This window comes from Pseudomonas sp. 22490 (assembly GCF_052044465.1).
Classification (GTDB): domain Bacteria; phylum Pseudomonadota; class Gammaproteobacteria; order Pseudomonadales; family Pseudomonadaceae; genus Pseudomonas; species Pseudomonas aeruginosa.
Window position 1 is genome coordinate 56,582 of sequence record NZ_JBQENS010000024.1, and the last position, 14,687, is coordinate 71,268.

Annotated in this window: 11 protein-coding genes; 4 read left to right on the forward strand and 7 right to left on the reverse strand. The window is 65.5% G+C overall.

Features of this window, described 5'->3' with window-relative positions:
• The 7 genes from ACTJJX_RS23925 to ACTJJX_RS23955 all read right to left on the reverse strand — a co-directional run bounded on the left by ACTJJX_RS23925 (position 1) and on the right by ACTJJX_RS23955 (position 10,618).
• Positions 1–645 (reverse strand): response regulator transcription factor, encoded by a 645-nt coding sequence (locus ACTJJX_RS23925; RefSeq protein ID WP_003093364.1) that lies wholly within the window; start codon positions 643–645, stop codon positions 1–3.
• 644 nt (positions 646–1,289) lie between these two features.
• Positions 1,290–2,435: a fimbrial protein gene (locus ACTJJX_RS23930; protein ID WP_009877464.1), complete on the reverse strand. Its 1,146-nt coding sequence runs from the start codon at positions 2,433–2,435 to the stop codon at positions 1,290–1,292.
• Positions 2,436–2,534: 99 nt separating this feature from the next.
• The gene (locus ACTJJX_RS23935; RefSeq protein WP_016852463.1) at positions 2,535–5,591 is read right to left on the reverse strand and encodes a two-partner secretion domain-containing protein; all 3,057 of its coding nucleotides are present in this window, start codon (positions 5,589–5,591) and stop codon (positions 2,535–2,537) included.
• A gap of 87 nt (positions 5,592–5,678) precedes the next feature.
• Positions 5,679–6,419: a fimbrial biogenesis chaperone gene (locus ACTJJX_RS23940; RefSeq protein WP_003118219.1), complete on the reverse strand. Its 741-nt coding sequence runs from the start codon at positions 6,417–6,419 to the stop codon at positions 5,679–5,681.
• Positions 6,416–8,884 (reverse strand): fimbrial biogenesis outer membrane usher protein CupB3, encoded by a 2,469-nt coding sequence (gene cupB3, locus ACTJJX_RS23945; protein WP_031640505.1) that lies wholly within the window; start codon positions 8,882–8,884, stop codon positions 6,416–6,418. The genes ACTJJX_RS23940 and cupB3 overlap by 4 nt, the downstream gene beginning before the upstream one ends.
• 387 nt (positions 8,885–9,271) lie before the next feature.
• Positions 9,272–10,018 (reverse strand): molecular chaperone CupB2, encoded by a 747-nt coding sequence (gene cupB2, locus ACTJJX_RS23950; protein ID WP_003118217.1) that lies wholly within the window; start codon positions 10,016–10,018, stop codon positions 9,272–9,274.
• A gap of 30 nt (positions 10,019–10,048) precedes the next feature.
• Positions 10,049–10,618: a fimbrial protein gene (locus tag ACTJJX_RS23955; RefSeq protein ID WP_016852461.1), complete on the reverse strand. Its 570-nt coding sequence runs from the start codon at positions 10,616–10,618 to the stop codon at positions 10,049–10,051.
• A gap of 470 nt (positions 10,619–11,088) precedes the next feature.
• Here ACTJJX_RS23955 and ACTJJX_RS23960 point away from each other — a divergent pair, with 470 nt between their 5' ends.
• From ACTJJX_RS23960 to ACTJJX_RS23975, 4 genes are all read left to right on the forward strand, one after another.
• The gene (locus ACTJJX_RS23960) at positions 11,089–11,913 is read left to right on the forward strand and encodes a molybdenum cofactor biosynthesis F family protein (protein WP_003113031.1); all 825 of its coding nucleotides are present in this window, start codon (positions 11,089–11,091) and stop codon (positions 11,911–11,913) included.
• An 8-nt stretch (positions 11,914–11,921) separates the two neighbouring features.
• Positions 11,922–13,307, forward strand: a complete 1,386-nt coding sequence (locus ACTJJX_RS23965) for an aspartate aminotransferase family protein (protein ID WP_003118214.1) — start codon at positions 11,922–11,924, stop codon at positions 13,305–13,307.
• Positions 13,304–14,065, forward strand: a complete 762-nt coding sequence (locus ACTJJX_RS23970; protein WP_003104535.1) for an SDR family oxidoreductase — start codon at positions 13,304–13,306, stop codon at positions 14,063–14,065. Before ACTJJX_RS23965 ends, ACTJJX_RS23970 begins: the two co-directional genes overlap by 4 nt.
• A gap of 212 nt (positions 14,066–14,277) precedes the next feature.
• Positions 14,278–14,568, forward strand: coding sequence for a DUF2218 domain-containing protein (locus ACTJJX_RS23975; protein WP_003093387.1), 291 nt, complete (start codon positions 14,278–14,280; stop codon positions 14,566–14,568).
• Positions 14,569–14,687 lie beyond the last annotated feature (119 nt).

The following is a 14,687-nucleotide window of genomic DNA, read 5'->3' on the forward strand; positions in this document are numbered from 1 at the left end:
TCAGGGCATCCGGCAATAGCCCTCGGCCGCATACCTGATGAGGTCGGCATCGCGCTTGATGCCGAGCTTCTTCATGGCACTGACCTTCTGCGTACTGATGGTCTGCACGCTGCGATGCGAGCGCTCGGCGATTTCGGTGATGGTCAGTCCGGAGCCGAACAGACGGACGATTTCCGCCTCCCGGGGCGTCAGCCGTTCGTTGTGCGAGGAAAGCACCTGGTTGACGAAGATGTCCCTGATCGACGGCGAGAAATACTGGTTTCGCGAATAGGCCGCGCTCACCGCCGCCAGCAGGTGACTGGTCGAGTCGGACTTGCTGAGGATGCAATTGATACCCTGCTTGAGAATGGCCCGGATAAGGCCCGGATTGTTCAGCATGGTAAAGACAACCAATTGCAGATGCGGATAACGTCGCCGCAGCAATGACAACAATGCCAGTCCATCGCCATATTTCCCGCCCGGCATCGTATAGTCGACGATAACGACATCGCAGTCGCCTTCGTCGAGCCGGCCGATCAACTCGGTAGAATTGGAAACTTGACCGAGCATCTCCAAAGAACCGCACTGACTCAGTTCGTAGGAAATACCCAGCGAAATGGCGGGATGATCATCCGCAACCATTACGCGAATGCGATGTAGGGACATCCTTGCGTCTCCTTAAGCGGTACACGGCAGGCGAAAGCGTTACCAGGAAACCTGTGGTCTCGGTCATGCCTGCCGCAGGCAGGCGGCCGCCGCTCGGCCGGCAAGGAGGAAAGCGCGGTCCGGAATCCGCCGACGCCACTGCCCCGGTTCAAAGTGAACATGTGTATTTTCTAGTGAAACCGACGATATTTAATATAGTAAAACTACTATTTTTTCGCCTCGTAAACTAACAACAAAGACACTTGAAACAGCCCCCGAAAAACGTCTACGTAGACACTTATGAAAAACGATGAAATACGAAACGGACAAGCCAGAGCAGCAAAAAGTTTGAAAAAAGAGTTCCGCGACAAGCTGAAACTATCGCCTGAAAAATAGCGTTCGTTTATTTGCGCGAAATCCTACCGAGGAAACTTGCATATCCCTCAGAAAGCCTTCGCCCATACGCAATATCGGTATTCCGCGTGCGGGAATGGCATGTGCGCACGAGACCCAGGACGAGCAGCGGAGCGATATGCAGAGCGCCTTCGGCGATCTGCAACCACTGGAGGTGAGGGGCCGAGCCTTCGCGAGGGCTGGCGCGAAAGCGGCCGACGGCGCTTCCCGAGGCGGGGCGGGAAACGCCGGGGAAAGAGCGGCGGCGCCGCTCAGGGGAAGGTAAACGTGAACTCGGCGGCGCCGTCGGCGACCCCGGCCTTCAATTCGCCCTCCGCGCCGATACGGATGTAGGCGGCACTCAGCGGGAGGTCGGCGCTGTCGCCGACACGCCGCATCGGGTAGGGCGTGCCGTCGAAACGTATCCGCTGCTGGTCCAGGCCGTTCTTCACGACGATGCCGAACCCCGCCGCGCCGCCGCTCTTCAAGCTGAGGATCGTCGGGTCCGCTTGCTGCGCCGAGACATACTTGTCGCGGAAAGCGATTTCCGGCTTGGCCAGCGCCGCACACTCGCTGAGAGAAATATCGAAGGAACGCTCCGTGGAGGTGTCGTTGACCCGCGGGAAGTTCTTCAACGCGACGCTACCCAGTTTGACGTTGATTTCCCGTCCCACCTCGACCTTGCATTTCTTCGGGATCGGCGGCGGCGGGGGACCGCCGCCGATCCCGATGGAGGCCGGGCCGATCAGCGAATAGGGCTTTCGGCAAACCCCGGTGGGGTAGTTGTCCGCAGGCACCGCCAGGACGCTGCCGATGGACGCTTCGCCCTTCAGCCTGTCCACCGCCCAGAGATTCAGGGTGGCGCTGCCGGATACGCTGGTTACCTTCAGGTCGCCGGCAGGCAACTCGCCGGGGTCGACCGTCAGGACCAGTTCCTGTAGGTAGTCGCTGGTCGTGCTTCCGGAAAAGCTCGTGACTCGCTTGTCCAGCGCATGGGGCTGGTTGTCGACCGGAATCACCCGCTTGACGCCGTCCTGGGCATCCACCGAGATCCGATAGCCGATGCCTTTGACGTCGGACGCCACCGTGCCGTAGGGCCCCGGATAGCCCACCCCGGACCAGTTCCCCCCGAGGACCAGCTCATGCGCCTCCTGGGAAGCCTGGGGCTTGTAGTTCAGGAACAGGCTCACCGGCCTGGCGAACAGCACCGTGCCTTTCGCCGTGCCGCTGGTCAGCTCGTTCACCACACGCCAGGGCAAGCCTTTGCCATTGCCGAACGAGCAGTTCAGGGCGACCTCGTTCAGGGCCCAGGCCTGGCCGCCGGTCAGGCAGCAGAGACCGAGAACGAGCGCCTGCCGAGCCTGCGCGCCAGGCCGGCGGCGCAGGGAAACGCGGCCGGGAAATAACCTCATGCTCATGGAACTCTCCAAGATTGCGCCTGCGGAAGAGGGCCACACTCCAGGCGAGAGCGGCCCCGGCCGGGAAGGGAGGTCCGCCAGGGACCTCCCCTGCCGGCCTTACCAGATGTTGCCGTAGTCGATACCGGCAGGCGGCAGGAGCGCCGCCTCGCCGATCACGTAGTTGCCGCCCAGGACCCCATGGTTCTCGCCGACCTGCGCACCGTAGATCTGGCCGTAATGGGACTGAGGCTTGAAGTCGATCTTGCCGCTGACGCCGGAGTACTCGATCGATCCCAGGTTGACGCCGGCCAGCCCGCCCATGGAGACGTAGTAGTCGCCACTGACGGTGCCTTCCGACATGGACGAAACGATGCGTCCCTGGATCTGGTTCTCGCCGACCAGGCCGCCGATGCGGCTGCGCCCGCTGCCGTTGACGGTACTGCTGCTGCGCGCCGACAGGATCGAACCGGCGTTGCTGCCGACCAGGCCGCCAACCGACGCACTCGCAGCGGCGCTGACCCTGCCGCTGGCATCCACGTTGACCAGTTCGCCGCCGTTGTGGCCGACGAGCCCGCCCACCAGACTGTTGAACCCGCCGCTCACGTCGCCGCGCGAGATCGCATGGGCGACGGAACCGCCGAGGTTGTGTCCAATCAGCCCGCCGACGCGACTGTTGCTGCCGCCGCTGACCTTGCCCGTCGCCTCGGCGGTCTCGATGGCGCTCTGGCTATTGTTGCCGACCAGCCCGCCCAGATCCGCGCCGCCCTGGTCCGTGACGCTGCCGCTGGCTTTCAGGTTTCCGAGCATGCCGTTGCCTTCTGCCTTGCCGATCAGCCCGCCGGTCGCCAGGCCGCCCTTGCTGTACACCGACCCGCTCGCCTGCGAGCGGAATATCTCGCCGCCGGAACTCAGGCCGACCAGCCCGCCGGTATTCCCCGCGCCGCCGGCCTCCACCTGGCCGCTGGCGCTACTATCGGAGACGTGGCCGAACATGTTGTAGCCGACCAGGCCGCCGACGTTCAGGCCGGGCCGGTAGGTCTCGACCTTCCCCTGGCTGCCGGACGCCCTGATCGTGGCCTTCGCATTCAGTCCGACCAGGCCGCCGACGCCGCCCAGGCTGTTGCGCTCGGTGGACTGTGCAGCCACATGGACGTTGCTGTGGGCGTTCTCGATGACCGCCTCCGGCCCCCAGGCGGTGGTGAAGTTCTCCCCCACCAGACCGCCGACCGCCGTGCTCGCCGCATAAGCGGTGACGCCGCCGCTGACGGATGCGTTCGTGATCTGCCCGTTGATATTGCGCCCGACCAGGCCGCCCAGTGCGTTGGAGCGCAGTCGGCTGCCGACGACCGAGACCCCGCTGGCGCTGACGTTGGCGATACGCCCGCTGTTGATCCCGACCAGGGCGCCGAGCGAAGACGGACCGGAGCCGTAGGTGTTATCGGATACCCGCAGGTTGTTCAGTTTCAGGTTGCTCAGGGTGCCCGAGGAGCGGGCGAACAGCCCGACATTCGGCCCGGTGTTGCTGATCGAGAGATTGCCGATGCTGTTGCCGAGACCGTCCAGGGTGCCGCTGAAGACGCCGGCGGGCCCGCCGATGGACTGCAGTGCCGTGCAGTAATAGCTGCCGCCCAGGATATTGCCGCCGAGCACGTACAGGCCGTCCAGGTTCTTGTTGATCGCCTGCAACTGCGCCAGGTTCTGCACCACCGTGTAGTAATAGCCGCCGGAGACGTAGGTCGCGTTGGCCCCGGCCAGGGAGACCGACGCCGTGCCGTTCACCCGGTGGCCTTCGCCGGCATCCATGGCCAGCGCGCTGCCAGCCCCGCCGAGAACGATCTTGTCATTGATATCGATAGCGCCTTCGGCCTTCAGCTCCAGCCCAGCCTTGGCGCCACTGGCATTCAGCCTGCCATTCAGCGTCAGGTCGGCCGCGGAGCCCAGCCCCAGCCGGTTGCCCGATGCCCAGCTCACCGAGCCGTCGAGGTCCAGGTCGCCCTTGGTCGAAACCAGTTCGATATTGGTGCTCGCCAGGTTCCGCGACAGGGTGTCGGCATGAACGGTGACGCCATCCGACACCGCCGATGGGCGCACGTCGATCTTGTCGGCGGCAATCTTCCAGGTGCCGTTGAGGCCATTGCTGGCGAGCGTGTTCACCTGGGTGCCCAGGGCCACCTCCACCGCCTGCCCCCGGACCTCGACCGTGCCGCCGTGCCCCGGTCCGTTCAGCGCATTGGCGGACAAGGCGCCTCCCACCATGACCTTGCCGTCCGGGCCGCCATCGAGCACGATCCGCCCGTTCTTGCCGCGCAGCGAACGGGCCTCGATGGCACCCTGGGAGTTCACCACCGTGTTGAGCAGCGCATTGGCGGTCCTGGCCGCCATCAGGACTCGCCCCCCGTCGGCCTTGAGCAGGCCGCCGTTGCTTGCCAGCGCATTGGCGACCCCGGCGTCGACGCGGATGTCGAGCAGCTTGTTGCCGTCGAAATTCAGCGTCAGGTCGCTGCCCGCGCCGAGCCCGACACCGCCCATCTGCGCCAGGACCGTCCCGCGGTTGTCGACCTGCGCGCCCAGCAGGGCGATGCTGCCGCCTTCCGCCGCGGTGATGGCGCCTCCCTGGTTGAGGACACCGTTGGTAGAGGGACCCGTGAAACGGTATCTGGAGGAGTTGCCGTTGAACTCGGCATCCGTGATGTCCAGCGTGGAAGCCACCAGGCCGCCGACATTGACCTGGGCGCCGCGACCGAAGAGCACGCCGTTGGGGTTGACCAGGAAGACCTGGCCGTTGGCATCGATCCGGCCCTGGATATCGCTGGCCTTGGTGCCGATCACCCGATTCAGGGCAATCGAGCTACTGCTCGGCTGGTTGAAGATCACCCGCTCGCCGGCGGCAACGCTGAAGGAGTCCCAGTTGGCGATCAGCTTGTCGACCTTCTGGTTGACCGACAGGCTGTTGCCGCCCGACAGGTGTATCTCCCCGTTCGCGCTCCCGCCGACCACCGTTCCCCCGCTTGGCAGCGCATAGGCCGGAGCCAGGGCCGTGGCGCCCAGCAGGGCCAGGACGGAGGCGATCGCCGCCTTGGCGCCGGCGGGCTTGCCGCGCCTGCGACTGCCTTCGCTGACGACGTTCCAGCAGCCCTGGGATACGTTCCAGACCAGTGCATAGCATTTGTTCATGTGCTTCCTTCCTCCAGTGAAACCCCGCGACCTATTCGCAGGGCCGTGCTACGGCAGGAGCCCAACTCCCCGGGCCCTGCCGAACTCCTACGGGTATCTCTCTGCCGGCGCGTCGCCGCGCTCGATCTGGCCGTCATCCCCCACCGCATCGAAATGGACCCGCGCCGCCTCGCCGGGCACGGCCGGCAGACTCAACGGGGTAACGGCGAAAGGCGGCAAGGTGACGCTGCCGAGGGACATGGCGAGGTCGCCCTCGCCCAGCTCTAGGCGCACCAGGGAAACGTGATAGGGACTGCGGTTGTCCGCCTCCAGCAGCACCCGCTGCCCCGGCCGTACCGCCGGACGCAGGCGCCAGACGACCTGGCGCGCGGCGGCTCGCGGATCGCCGGCCAGACCCTGCGGACGGAACAGGAGCTTCATCCGCAGGCGGTAGCTCACCAGCAGCAGGTTGCCGCTGCCGTCCTCCCGCCCCGGCACCTCCAGCAGGTTGACCCAGAACAGCGATTCCCGGTCGTCCGGCAGCGGCTCGCCGGTATGGCGAAGCTGGAGCGCCTGGGTCTCCTGCGGGTCCATACGCAACAGCGGCGGCGACAGGATGAACGGCACCGTGACAGCGCTCGGGTCCGCCGTCTCGTCGCCGCGATCGAGCCAGGCCTGGACCAGGGCCGGGCGCGTCCCGACGTTACCGACGCGGATCGTCAGCGCGGAAACGCCCGCCGGATAGATGAAACGGGTCCCGATCACGGACAGCGAGGCGGAGGCATCGGCCACCAGCGCCACCAGCAGGACCCAGGCCGTGCCGCATCGTCCCAGGCCGACGCCGGTCACAGCGTGCGCTCCCGGTCGGCGGCCGACGCCGGGCGACATGCCAGTTGCAGGACGGGAAGCGTCGTCTCGCGCGGGCCCAGCGCATAGTCGACCAGGCACTGCTGCTGCGGCTCGTTGCCCCAGCGCACCCGAACCGAGCCGCGATCCTGCTCGACCCGCAGCACCAGGCGACTGCCCTGGCCGACGGCGCCCACCGACTGCCCGCTGTGGGCATCGAGCACTTCCGCGGCGAACGGCAGGGGCTCGCCGCTGGGCATCCGGCTATCCACCAGCAAGGGCCTTGCCACCCGCGTCGGATAGTCGAGGCGCACCACCGCTCCGGCGGTGGGCGCCACGTTGCGCGAACTGGACCTCAGTTCGATCTCGTCGGCCATGCCGTTGGGGTCGAGGTCGACGCTGTTCAACTGGTAGGGCAGCAGGTTGGGAATCACCGCATAGCCGTGGCGGTCGATCCGGCTTCCCGAGTAGCCGGCAGCCGCGCCCCTGGCATTTGGCGCGTGGACCAGGCCGATCGTCTCGCCCAGGGTTTGTGCCGCGGTGATCCCGCCGCTGTGCGCGACCAGGCCCCCCGCGGCCTTGACCGACAACTGCCGATAGCCCGGTCCCTGCGAGAGGCTGGAGCCGAGTTCGACCTGCGGCAGTCGATAGTCGAGGCTGGCGCTCTTCGAGGTCTGCCGGCTGTCGCGGTCATGGGAGGCCGACAGCGAGTAGGAGGCCTCGCCACGCTTGCCCAGCATGCCGGAAACCCCGCTGGTGAGCTGGGTTCCGCTGTTGCTGTCGCGGGTCAGGTAGCTGCTCAGGGTCGGCGACCCGCGTCCAGCGCCGCCGAGCGGAATGGACAGGTTCAGGCTGAACAGCGTGCTGGTCTCGCCGCGCCTGTCACCGCTGGAAAAGCCTTCGTACTGGCTGCGCAGGCGTTGCGCGGAAATGGAGTAACTGACGTCGCGCCACTGGTTGCTGTAGCCGACGGAGAAGTTGACCGCCCGCCCGCCGCCGCTCCAGTAGCGCTGCGAGGAGCCGTTCAGGTACAGGTTGCCGCCGTTGCCCAGTTGCTGGCTGATGTTGGCGTCGAGACGATTGCGCAAGCGCGAGAACGACTCCAGCGGCTCGCCTCGCTCTACCCGGTCCTGCATGAAGGCCGCGTCGCGCAGGCCGAGATAGCCGCCGGTGGAGTAGCGATAGGCGAGCAGCGAAAAGTTGGTGCCGGTGTTCGGCAGGTTCTTGCTGTAGGCGAGGCGGTAACTGGAGCCGCTAAGGCGGTCGCCGCCGGGAACCTCGGTACGCGCCAGCGTCACGTCACCGGAGAATCCGCCCACCGGCGTGTTCAGCGCCGCGCCCATCAATCCGGACATGTAGCTGCCGGTGAAGGCCCCGCCCGCGTATGCGGTGACGTCGTTGCCCAGGCCGCGCTGGTAGACGCCCTGCAGCATGTTCGGCCGACGCTCCAGGCTGGGATCGTTGAGCCGCCCGGCCGTCAGGCTGTAGCGCGTGGTTCCGGGGCGCAGCAGTTGCACGGTGGTGGCGAACGGCACGATGAAACTGCGGACTTCCCCGCTGGCTTCGGTCACCCGCACTTCCAGGTCCCCGCCATAGCTGGCGGTCTGCAGTTCGTCGAGAGCGAACGCCCCGGGTGCCACCGTGGTTTCGTAGATGAGGTAGCCGCGCTGGTAGACCGATACCCGCGCATTGGTACTGGCGGTCCCACGGACCACCGGAGCGTAGTAGCGCAGCGAATCCGGCAGCATCCGGTCATCGCTGGAAAGCTGCACTCCACGGAAGGACACCGCATCGAAGAACTCGCTGCTGGTGGAGTTTTCTCCCAGCAATAACTGCGCACGCCAGGCCGGCAGGTCGGTCTGCACATAGGTTGCGCTACGCTGGTAATGGCTGCCCATGCGGCGCGACCAGGTGGCCGTGCCGTTGTGGCGCAGGCGCGCCCGCCCGAAATTGAAGCCGGCGTTCATCCCGGCATAGCCGCTGGTGGCGCTCCTGCCGTGGTTTTCCCTGACGTGGAGATTGCTGTTGTAGTTGAGCAAGGCGGCGGAAATGCCGCTGTCCCAGCTCGCCGGATCGACATAGGTCTTCGAAGAATCCAGGCTCAGGTAATAGCTGGGCACCGAGACATAGACCGACTGCTCGGCGATATCGAGCTTGACCCGGGCCCCCGGCACATAGCGCTCGAGCGGGTCGCAGTGCAAACCTTCGGGCAGAGGATCGCGAGCCGAGGAACGGTCCTGGCCACGCGCGCTCTTCTCCAGGTCGATGCCCGCCCGCTCCAGCAGGCCCCGGTCGTAGCAGAAGACCGCGCTTTCCCGCCCCGGCTGGCGGCGCAGCTCGACTTCCTCGACGCCACGCCATCGGCTGTTGAGCAGCAGGTCGAGGCGATAGCGGCCTGGCTCGATGACGTCGCCGCGCTCGAAACGCGACGTATCGATCGAGCGTCCGCCCGGCCCCAGGGCCAGCATCTGCGCGTCGAAGACGATCCGCCGCGACGGTGCGTCCAACCCACCGGCCGGTGACGCAACGGCCGCCGCGGGCGCCTGCGGCTGTTTCGCCGGTGCTCCCGTCCTGGCCTCCTTCGCCTTCGCCCCGGCTACGCCGGCGGCGCCGACGGAGGACCAGGACTGGCAGGAGGACAGCGAAGGAAACAGTGCCAGCAGACAGGCGAATCGCAGGGAACGAACGGCGATCCCTCCCTGCATCGCCATTCGCAACAGGGCGACCTGCCCACCGTAAGCGGGAGCGGACAGGCACCTATGAAGAGAAACTTTGGGCATATGTAATCCCTGCAGCGATTTTAAAATCGCCACTCATATGTCGGGCCGTAAGTAGAAAGCGGGGAAACGGAGGGGTTATTTGCCGAGTGCCCTATCGAGGGTATTGCGGCCACCGTAATCGTTGATGACTTCGTATCTGACGGAAGCGGCTTCCAGGTTCTTCGGATTTCCCTGCCAGTCGAACTCCTTCGTCGAGAATGGCGCGACCATTCCCTTTCCCACGGACATGACACGGCCATCGACAATCAATTCGACGCTGGCGAACGAAACGTAGTAAGGCGTCGGATTATTTACCTGTACTACGGTCTTTTTTCCTGCTCCCCCTGACTCCAGAAACTTCCATTGAAGTTTCCCGGCAGCCGAATCGACACTCTTCAACTGGCTGGGTCGAAAGAAGAGTTTGAAGCGCGAACGAAAGGAAAACTGCAATGCATTGTTTTCGTCTTCGTCCCTGGGCGGAACTTCCAGGATATTCAGCCAGAACAGCGATTCGCGATCCGTCGGCAACGGGGCCTTCAGGTAGGCGATGCGCAATACAGCGCCGCCATTGGGGTCCACTCGCGTCACGGCCGGCGTGACACTGAAGGGAACCTGCAGTTCCTCGGGGGGAACGTCCTGCCGGCCATCGTCGATCCAGGCTTGCGCCAGCACGGGAGTGCCGGAGGTATTGCTGACCCGCAAGGTGACCTCGCGCTCGCTGGCCGGAAAGACGACGCGAGTGCCCTGTGCGATCAGCCCGGCGTGAGCCGTTCCGACGCACAGGGCGATGGCCACGGCGCTTGCCGCCACGAAAGAATGAAAACGATGCATTAGCGGCGCCATGGCCTCACCTCTTCGTCCGTCGACCGCCGCTTACTCGTACGCCAGGAGGTAGCGGATATGGGACAGGCCGGTACCCGCGGTCACGGTCTTCTCGGTGGACACATAGGAGGCCTTGTACTTCAGGGTCGCCGTGTTCTTGTCGATGGTTGCCTTCTGCGGGGCGGCCTCGACCAAGCCCAGCGGGATCTTCGTGGTGTTGGCCGCCGAATTGTTGAAGATCTGGATCTGCACGCCCTTGGCTTTCGACGGCCCCATCAGCATCAGGTTGCCGCTGATACGGTCGACGTTGGTGACCGTATCGAAGGCGATGGAAACCTTCTTGTCATTGGTGCAGCCGGCACCGGAGAGGACCAGATCGAACTCCTGGAAAGTGGAGTTGGTTCCGACGGCGGTGAAATGGGTCGGCGCCACGATACCCAGGTCGACGTTGGTGACGTTGCCCGCACCCGGCGCCTGGCCGTTGATATCGCACGCGACGTCGGTGATGTTGCCCGAGAAGTTGACGATCCCATCGACCGCATGGGCCGCGGGGGACATCAGCGCGAGAAGGGTGCCCGACGCAACGAGGGGCGCAAGAATTGCACGTTTGAACTTGTTCATCTGATTTCCTTTGGAGTTGTGGAACATCCTGGCTGCTCCCTGGAGAGCCGATGCAGTACGAACCGGCCAAGGTAGCCAAGCCTTTGCGCGCAACCGGGACGGCCGCCTAGAACGCCTCCGACCATTACGCGACAGCCGAAGATTGCGCCCTGATAAACGCAGACCCAAATACTAGAAAGAAAGACAGGATTTAAAAATAATAATCATACGAAAACATATGTAGTCCATTTCCGATAACAGCCAATAGGTACATAAGAATAAATTCAGAAAATACTTATAGAAGAACAGGAACCCATTAACTAAAAAACCAAAAAAGAAGAAACGAAAACTCATCTAATACTTCACCTTCGATAACTTTCCCTTCGCCGCTCCGTGCTATTTCCGTGGCATATCGACCTATCAACCATCCGGTCGATATCGGGATACTCGAAGACAGGCCAGCATGGGTTTCCCACGACGAGGAGAACCCTATGTCCGCCCACTCGCATTCCGGATGGATCACCGTCGGCGCCCTGGCCGACGGCTTCGCTCCGGACAACCACGTCCTTCCCGCCTGCGGCGATCTCGCCGGGCTCGAACGGGTCCTGCACTTCGCCAACGGCTGGGTCATCGAACATGCCTTCGACTCGCAGCGCCTGCGCTGGCGCCTGGCCGACGGCAGTGCCAGCGGCGAGTCGGACTACCGCGCCAGTTCACTGCGGGAAAACCTTTACCTGGTGGATTTCCTCAAGCAGGAAAACGGCCGGCCGGTCTCGGTCAGCCTGGTGCTGGACTTCGACAACCAGGCGTTCACCGCGGTGCTCGGCCATCTGCCCGACCGCGCGGCCTGCGAACAGGGCCTGTTCGCCCGGGCCCTGGCCGGCCGGGAACTGACCGGCGTGGAGGCCGAGTTCCTGCATGGCAGCCTCGACCGCCCGTGGCAGCCCGGCGCCTGCCCGCACGTCCCCAGCGACGAGTTGGTCGGCCTGCGCAACCGCTACGTCTACAGCGCCAGCGAGGCCTACGAACACATCTACCTCAATCCCGCCTTCTACACCTGGCAATGCCTGCGCGGCGCCGAGCGAGGGCTGGCCGATACCGACCGCTGCCACTGCTACCGACTGGCCGAACGCCTGTACCTGTTCGTCTGGCGCGAGAAGATCGTGCCGACCCTCGGCGTGCTGCTGATCGACCTGGAAGCCGGGCGCACCGACGGCAAGATCTTCGGCTACCAGGACGACGACTTCGCCACCCCGGTGAACTTCCCGGTCGGCGCCCTGGCCCAGGTGCTCAACCAGACCCGCCACGACCTGTGAGGACGCCCATGGACACCACCTTCGGCCTCGACCTGGCCCGCGTCGAAGCGCTGTTCAAGCGCGAGCTGCGACGCTTCGACGAACTGCATCCGCGCTCCGCCCAGGCCTACCGGGAAAACCGCCGCCACTGGCTGTACGGCGCACCGCTGCACTGGATGCAACAGTGGCCGGGCAACTGCCCGCTGCTGGTGAAGGAGGCCCAGGGCGCGCGCGTCACCGACATCGACGGCCAGCAGTACGTCGACTTCGCCCTCGGCGATAGCGGCGCCATGTTCGGCCACGCCCAACCGGCGGTGGCCGACGCCATCGCCCGCCAGGCGCGGCGCGGCTCGACCCTGATGCTGCCGACCGAGGACAGCCTGTGGGTCGGCGCCGAACTGGCGCGGCGCTTCGGCCTGCCCTATTGGCAGGTGACCACCTCGGCCACCGACGCCAACCGTTTCGTCCTGCGCCTGTGCCGGATGCTCAGCGGACGCGACAAGGTGGTGGTGTTCAACTGCAACTACCACGGCAGCGTCGACGAATCGCAGGTGGAATTCGACGCCGCCGGGCGCATGGTTCCGCGCGCGGGCGTTCACCCCAATGGCGTACGCCACGCCACCACCACCCGCCTGGTGGAATTCAACGACCTCGACGCGCTGGAGGCCGCCCTCGCCCATGGCGACGTCGCCGCGGTGCTCACCGAACCCTTCATGACCAACGTCGGCATGGTCCCGCCGGCCGAAGGCTTCCACGCCGGCCTGCGCGAACTGACCCGCCGCCACGACGTGGCGCTGATCATCGACGAGACCCACACCATCTCCTGCGGTCCCGCCGGCTATAGCGGCGCGCATGGCCTCGAGCCGGACTTCTTCGTCCTCGGCAAATGCATCGCCGGCGGCATTCCCAGCGCCGTCTGGGGATGCAGCCAGGCGCAGGCGGAGCGGATCTGGGCGGTACTGCCGCACTTCCGACCGGGGCAGGCGATCAACCATTTCGGCTTTGGCGGCACCCTGGCCGGCAACGCGCTGCAACTGGCGGCGATGCGCGCGACCTTCGCCGAAGTGATGACGGAGGACGCCTATCGGCACATGTTCCAGCTCGCCGCGCAGCTCGAGGCGGGCGTCCGCGCGACGCTCGAGGAACTGCGCCTGCCCTGGCACGTGACGCGCATCGGCGCGCGCGTCGAGTACCTGTTCATGACCCACGCCCCGCGCAACGGCGGCGAGGCCCACCACGCACGCAACGGCCTGATCGAGGCCTGCCTGCACCTCTACCTGCTCAACCGCGGCGTGCTCTTGACGCCATTCCACAACATGGCGCTGACCTGCCCGGCGACCCGCGCAGAGGACGTCGAACTGCACGACCGCCTGCTCCGCGATTGCCTGGGCGAACTGTTGGAGCGCCCATCGTGAGGCGCTTGGAGAACCGCGTCGCGCTGGTCACCGGCGCCGGCCAGGGCATCGGCCGGGCCATCGCCGAATGCTTCGCCGCCGAAGGCGCCAGGGTGCTGCTGGCGACGCGTACCGCCAGCCGCGGCCAGGCCGTCCTAGAGGCGATCCGCCTGGGCGGAGGCACGGCCGAACTGCTGGCCGTCGACCTGAGCGAGCACGACGCCGCGAGACGAGCGGTGAGCGCGACCCTGGAGCGCTTCGGCCAGTTGGACATCCTCCTGCACAACGCCGCTGCCTTTCCCCAGTGCGCCCTCGCGGAACTGGACGAAGGCACCCTGGAACGGACCCTGGCGGTGAACCTGAAAAGCTGCTTCCGGCTGACCCAGGCCGCCCTTCCCGCCCTGCGCCGCAGCGTGGCCGGGCGCGTCCTGGTGACCTCCTCGGTGACCGGTCCGCGCACGGCGATCCCTGGGCTCTCGCACTATGCGGCGAGCAAGGCCGGGGTCAACGGTTTCATCCGCGCCGCCGCGCTGGAGCTGGCCGGCGACGGCATCACCGTCAACGGCGTCGAGCCCGGCCTGGTCGCGACTCCGGCGCTGGGCAGCCTCGGCGACGCCGCCGCGCTGGCCGCGCACATCCCCCTCGGGCGTGTCGGCCAGCCGCTGGACATCGCCCATGCCATGCTCTTCCTCGCCTCCGACGAGGCGAGCTACATCACCGGGCAGACCCTGGTTGTGGATGGCGGCGCGTTGCTGCCGGAAAACGGCGGGCTGGCCTGAAGCCGCTGGCGTTCGCCCTCTCCCTCAAGAGAGAGCGCCTTCCGGCGTATCCGGCAAACACTTCCGCCGGCTCCGGTAGGGCGCTCGCCCTGTCCCACGGACAAGGGCCGACCATTTGCCGGGCGATTATCGAAAGCCCCTGCAAAATGGATGAATAAGAATGACTCTCAGCAGGTTAGTATCGGAAATCCCCAACCGAGAGGATTCGCTTCATGTTCCGCTCCACCTCCCATGTCCGTACCGAATCGGCCGCACGCTACGTCAATCGCCTGTGCAAGCACTGGGGCCACAAGTTCGAAGTCGAACTCACTCCCGAGCGCGGCTTCATCGACTTCGGCGACTCCAACTGCGAGCTGCTCGCCCACCCCGACCATGTCCTGATGATTCTCAACAGCCCCGACGAGGACAGCCTCGCCCACATGCAGAACGTGGTCGCCGATCACCTGCAACGTATGGCCAACAGCGAAAGCCTGGAGATTGCCTGGCAGCCCGCCGAAAGCTGAACGCGCCGCCACCCGGCCGCCCTTCGCGGCCGGGCGCCGGGCGTCACGCGGGGCCATGGAAAGTGCAATTCATTCCCCGGAAAAGCCATTCAGCTCGCTCCGCCCCCGTCCCATCATCC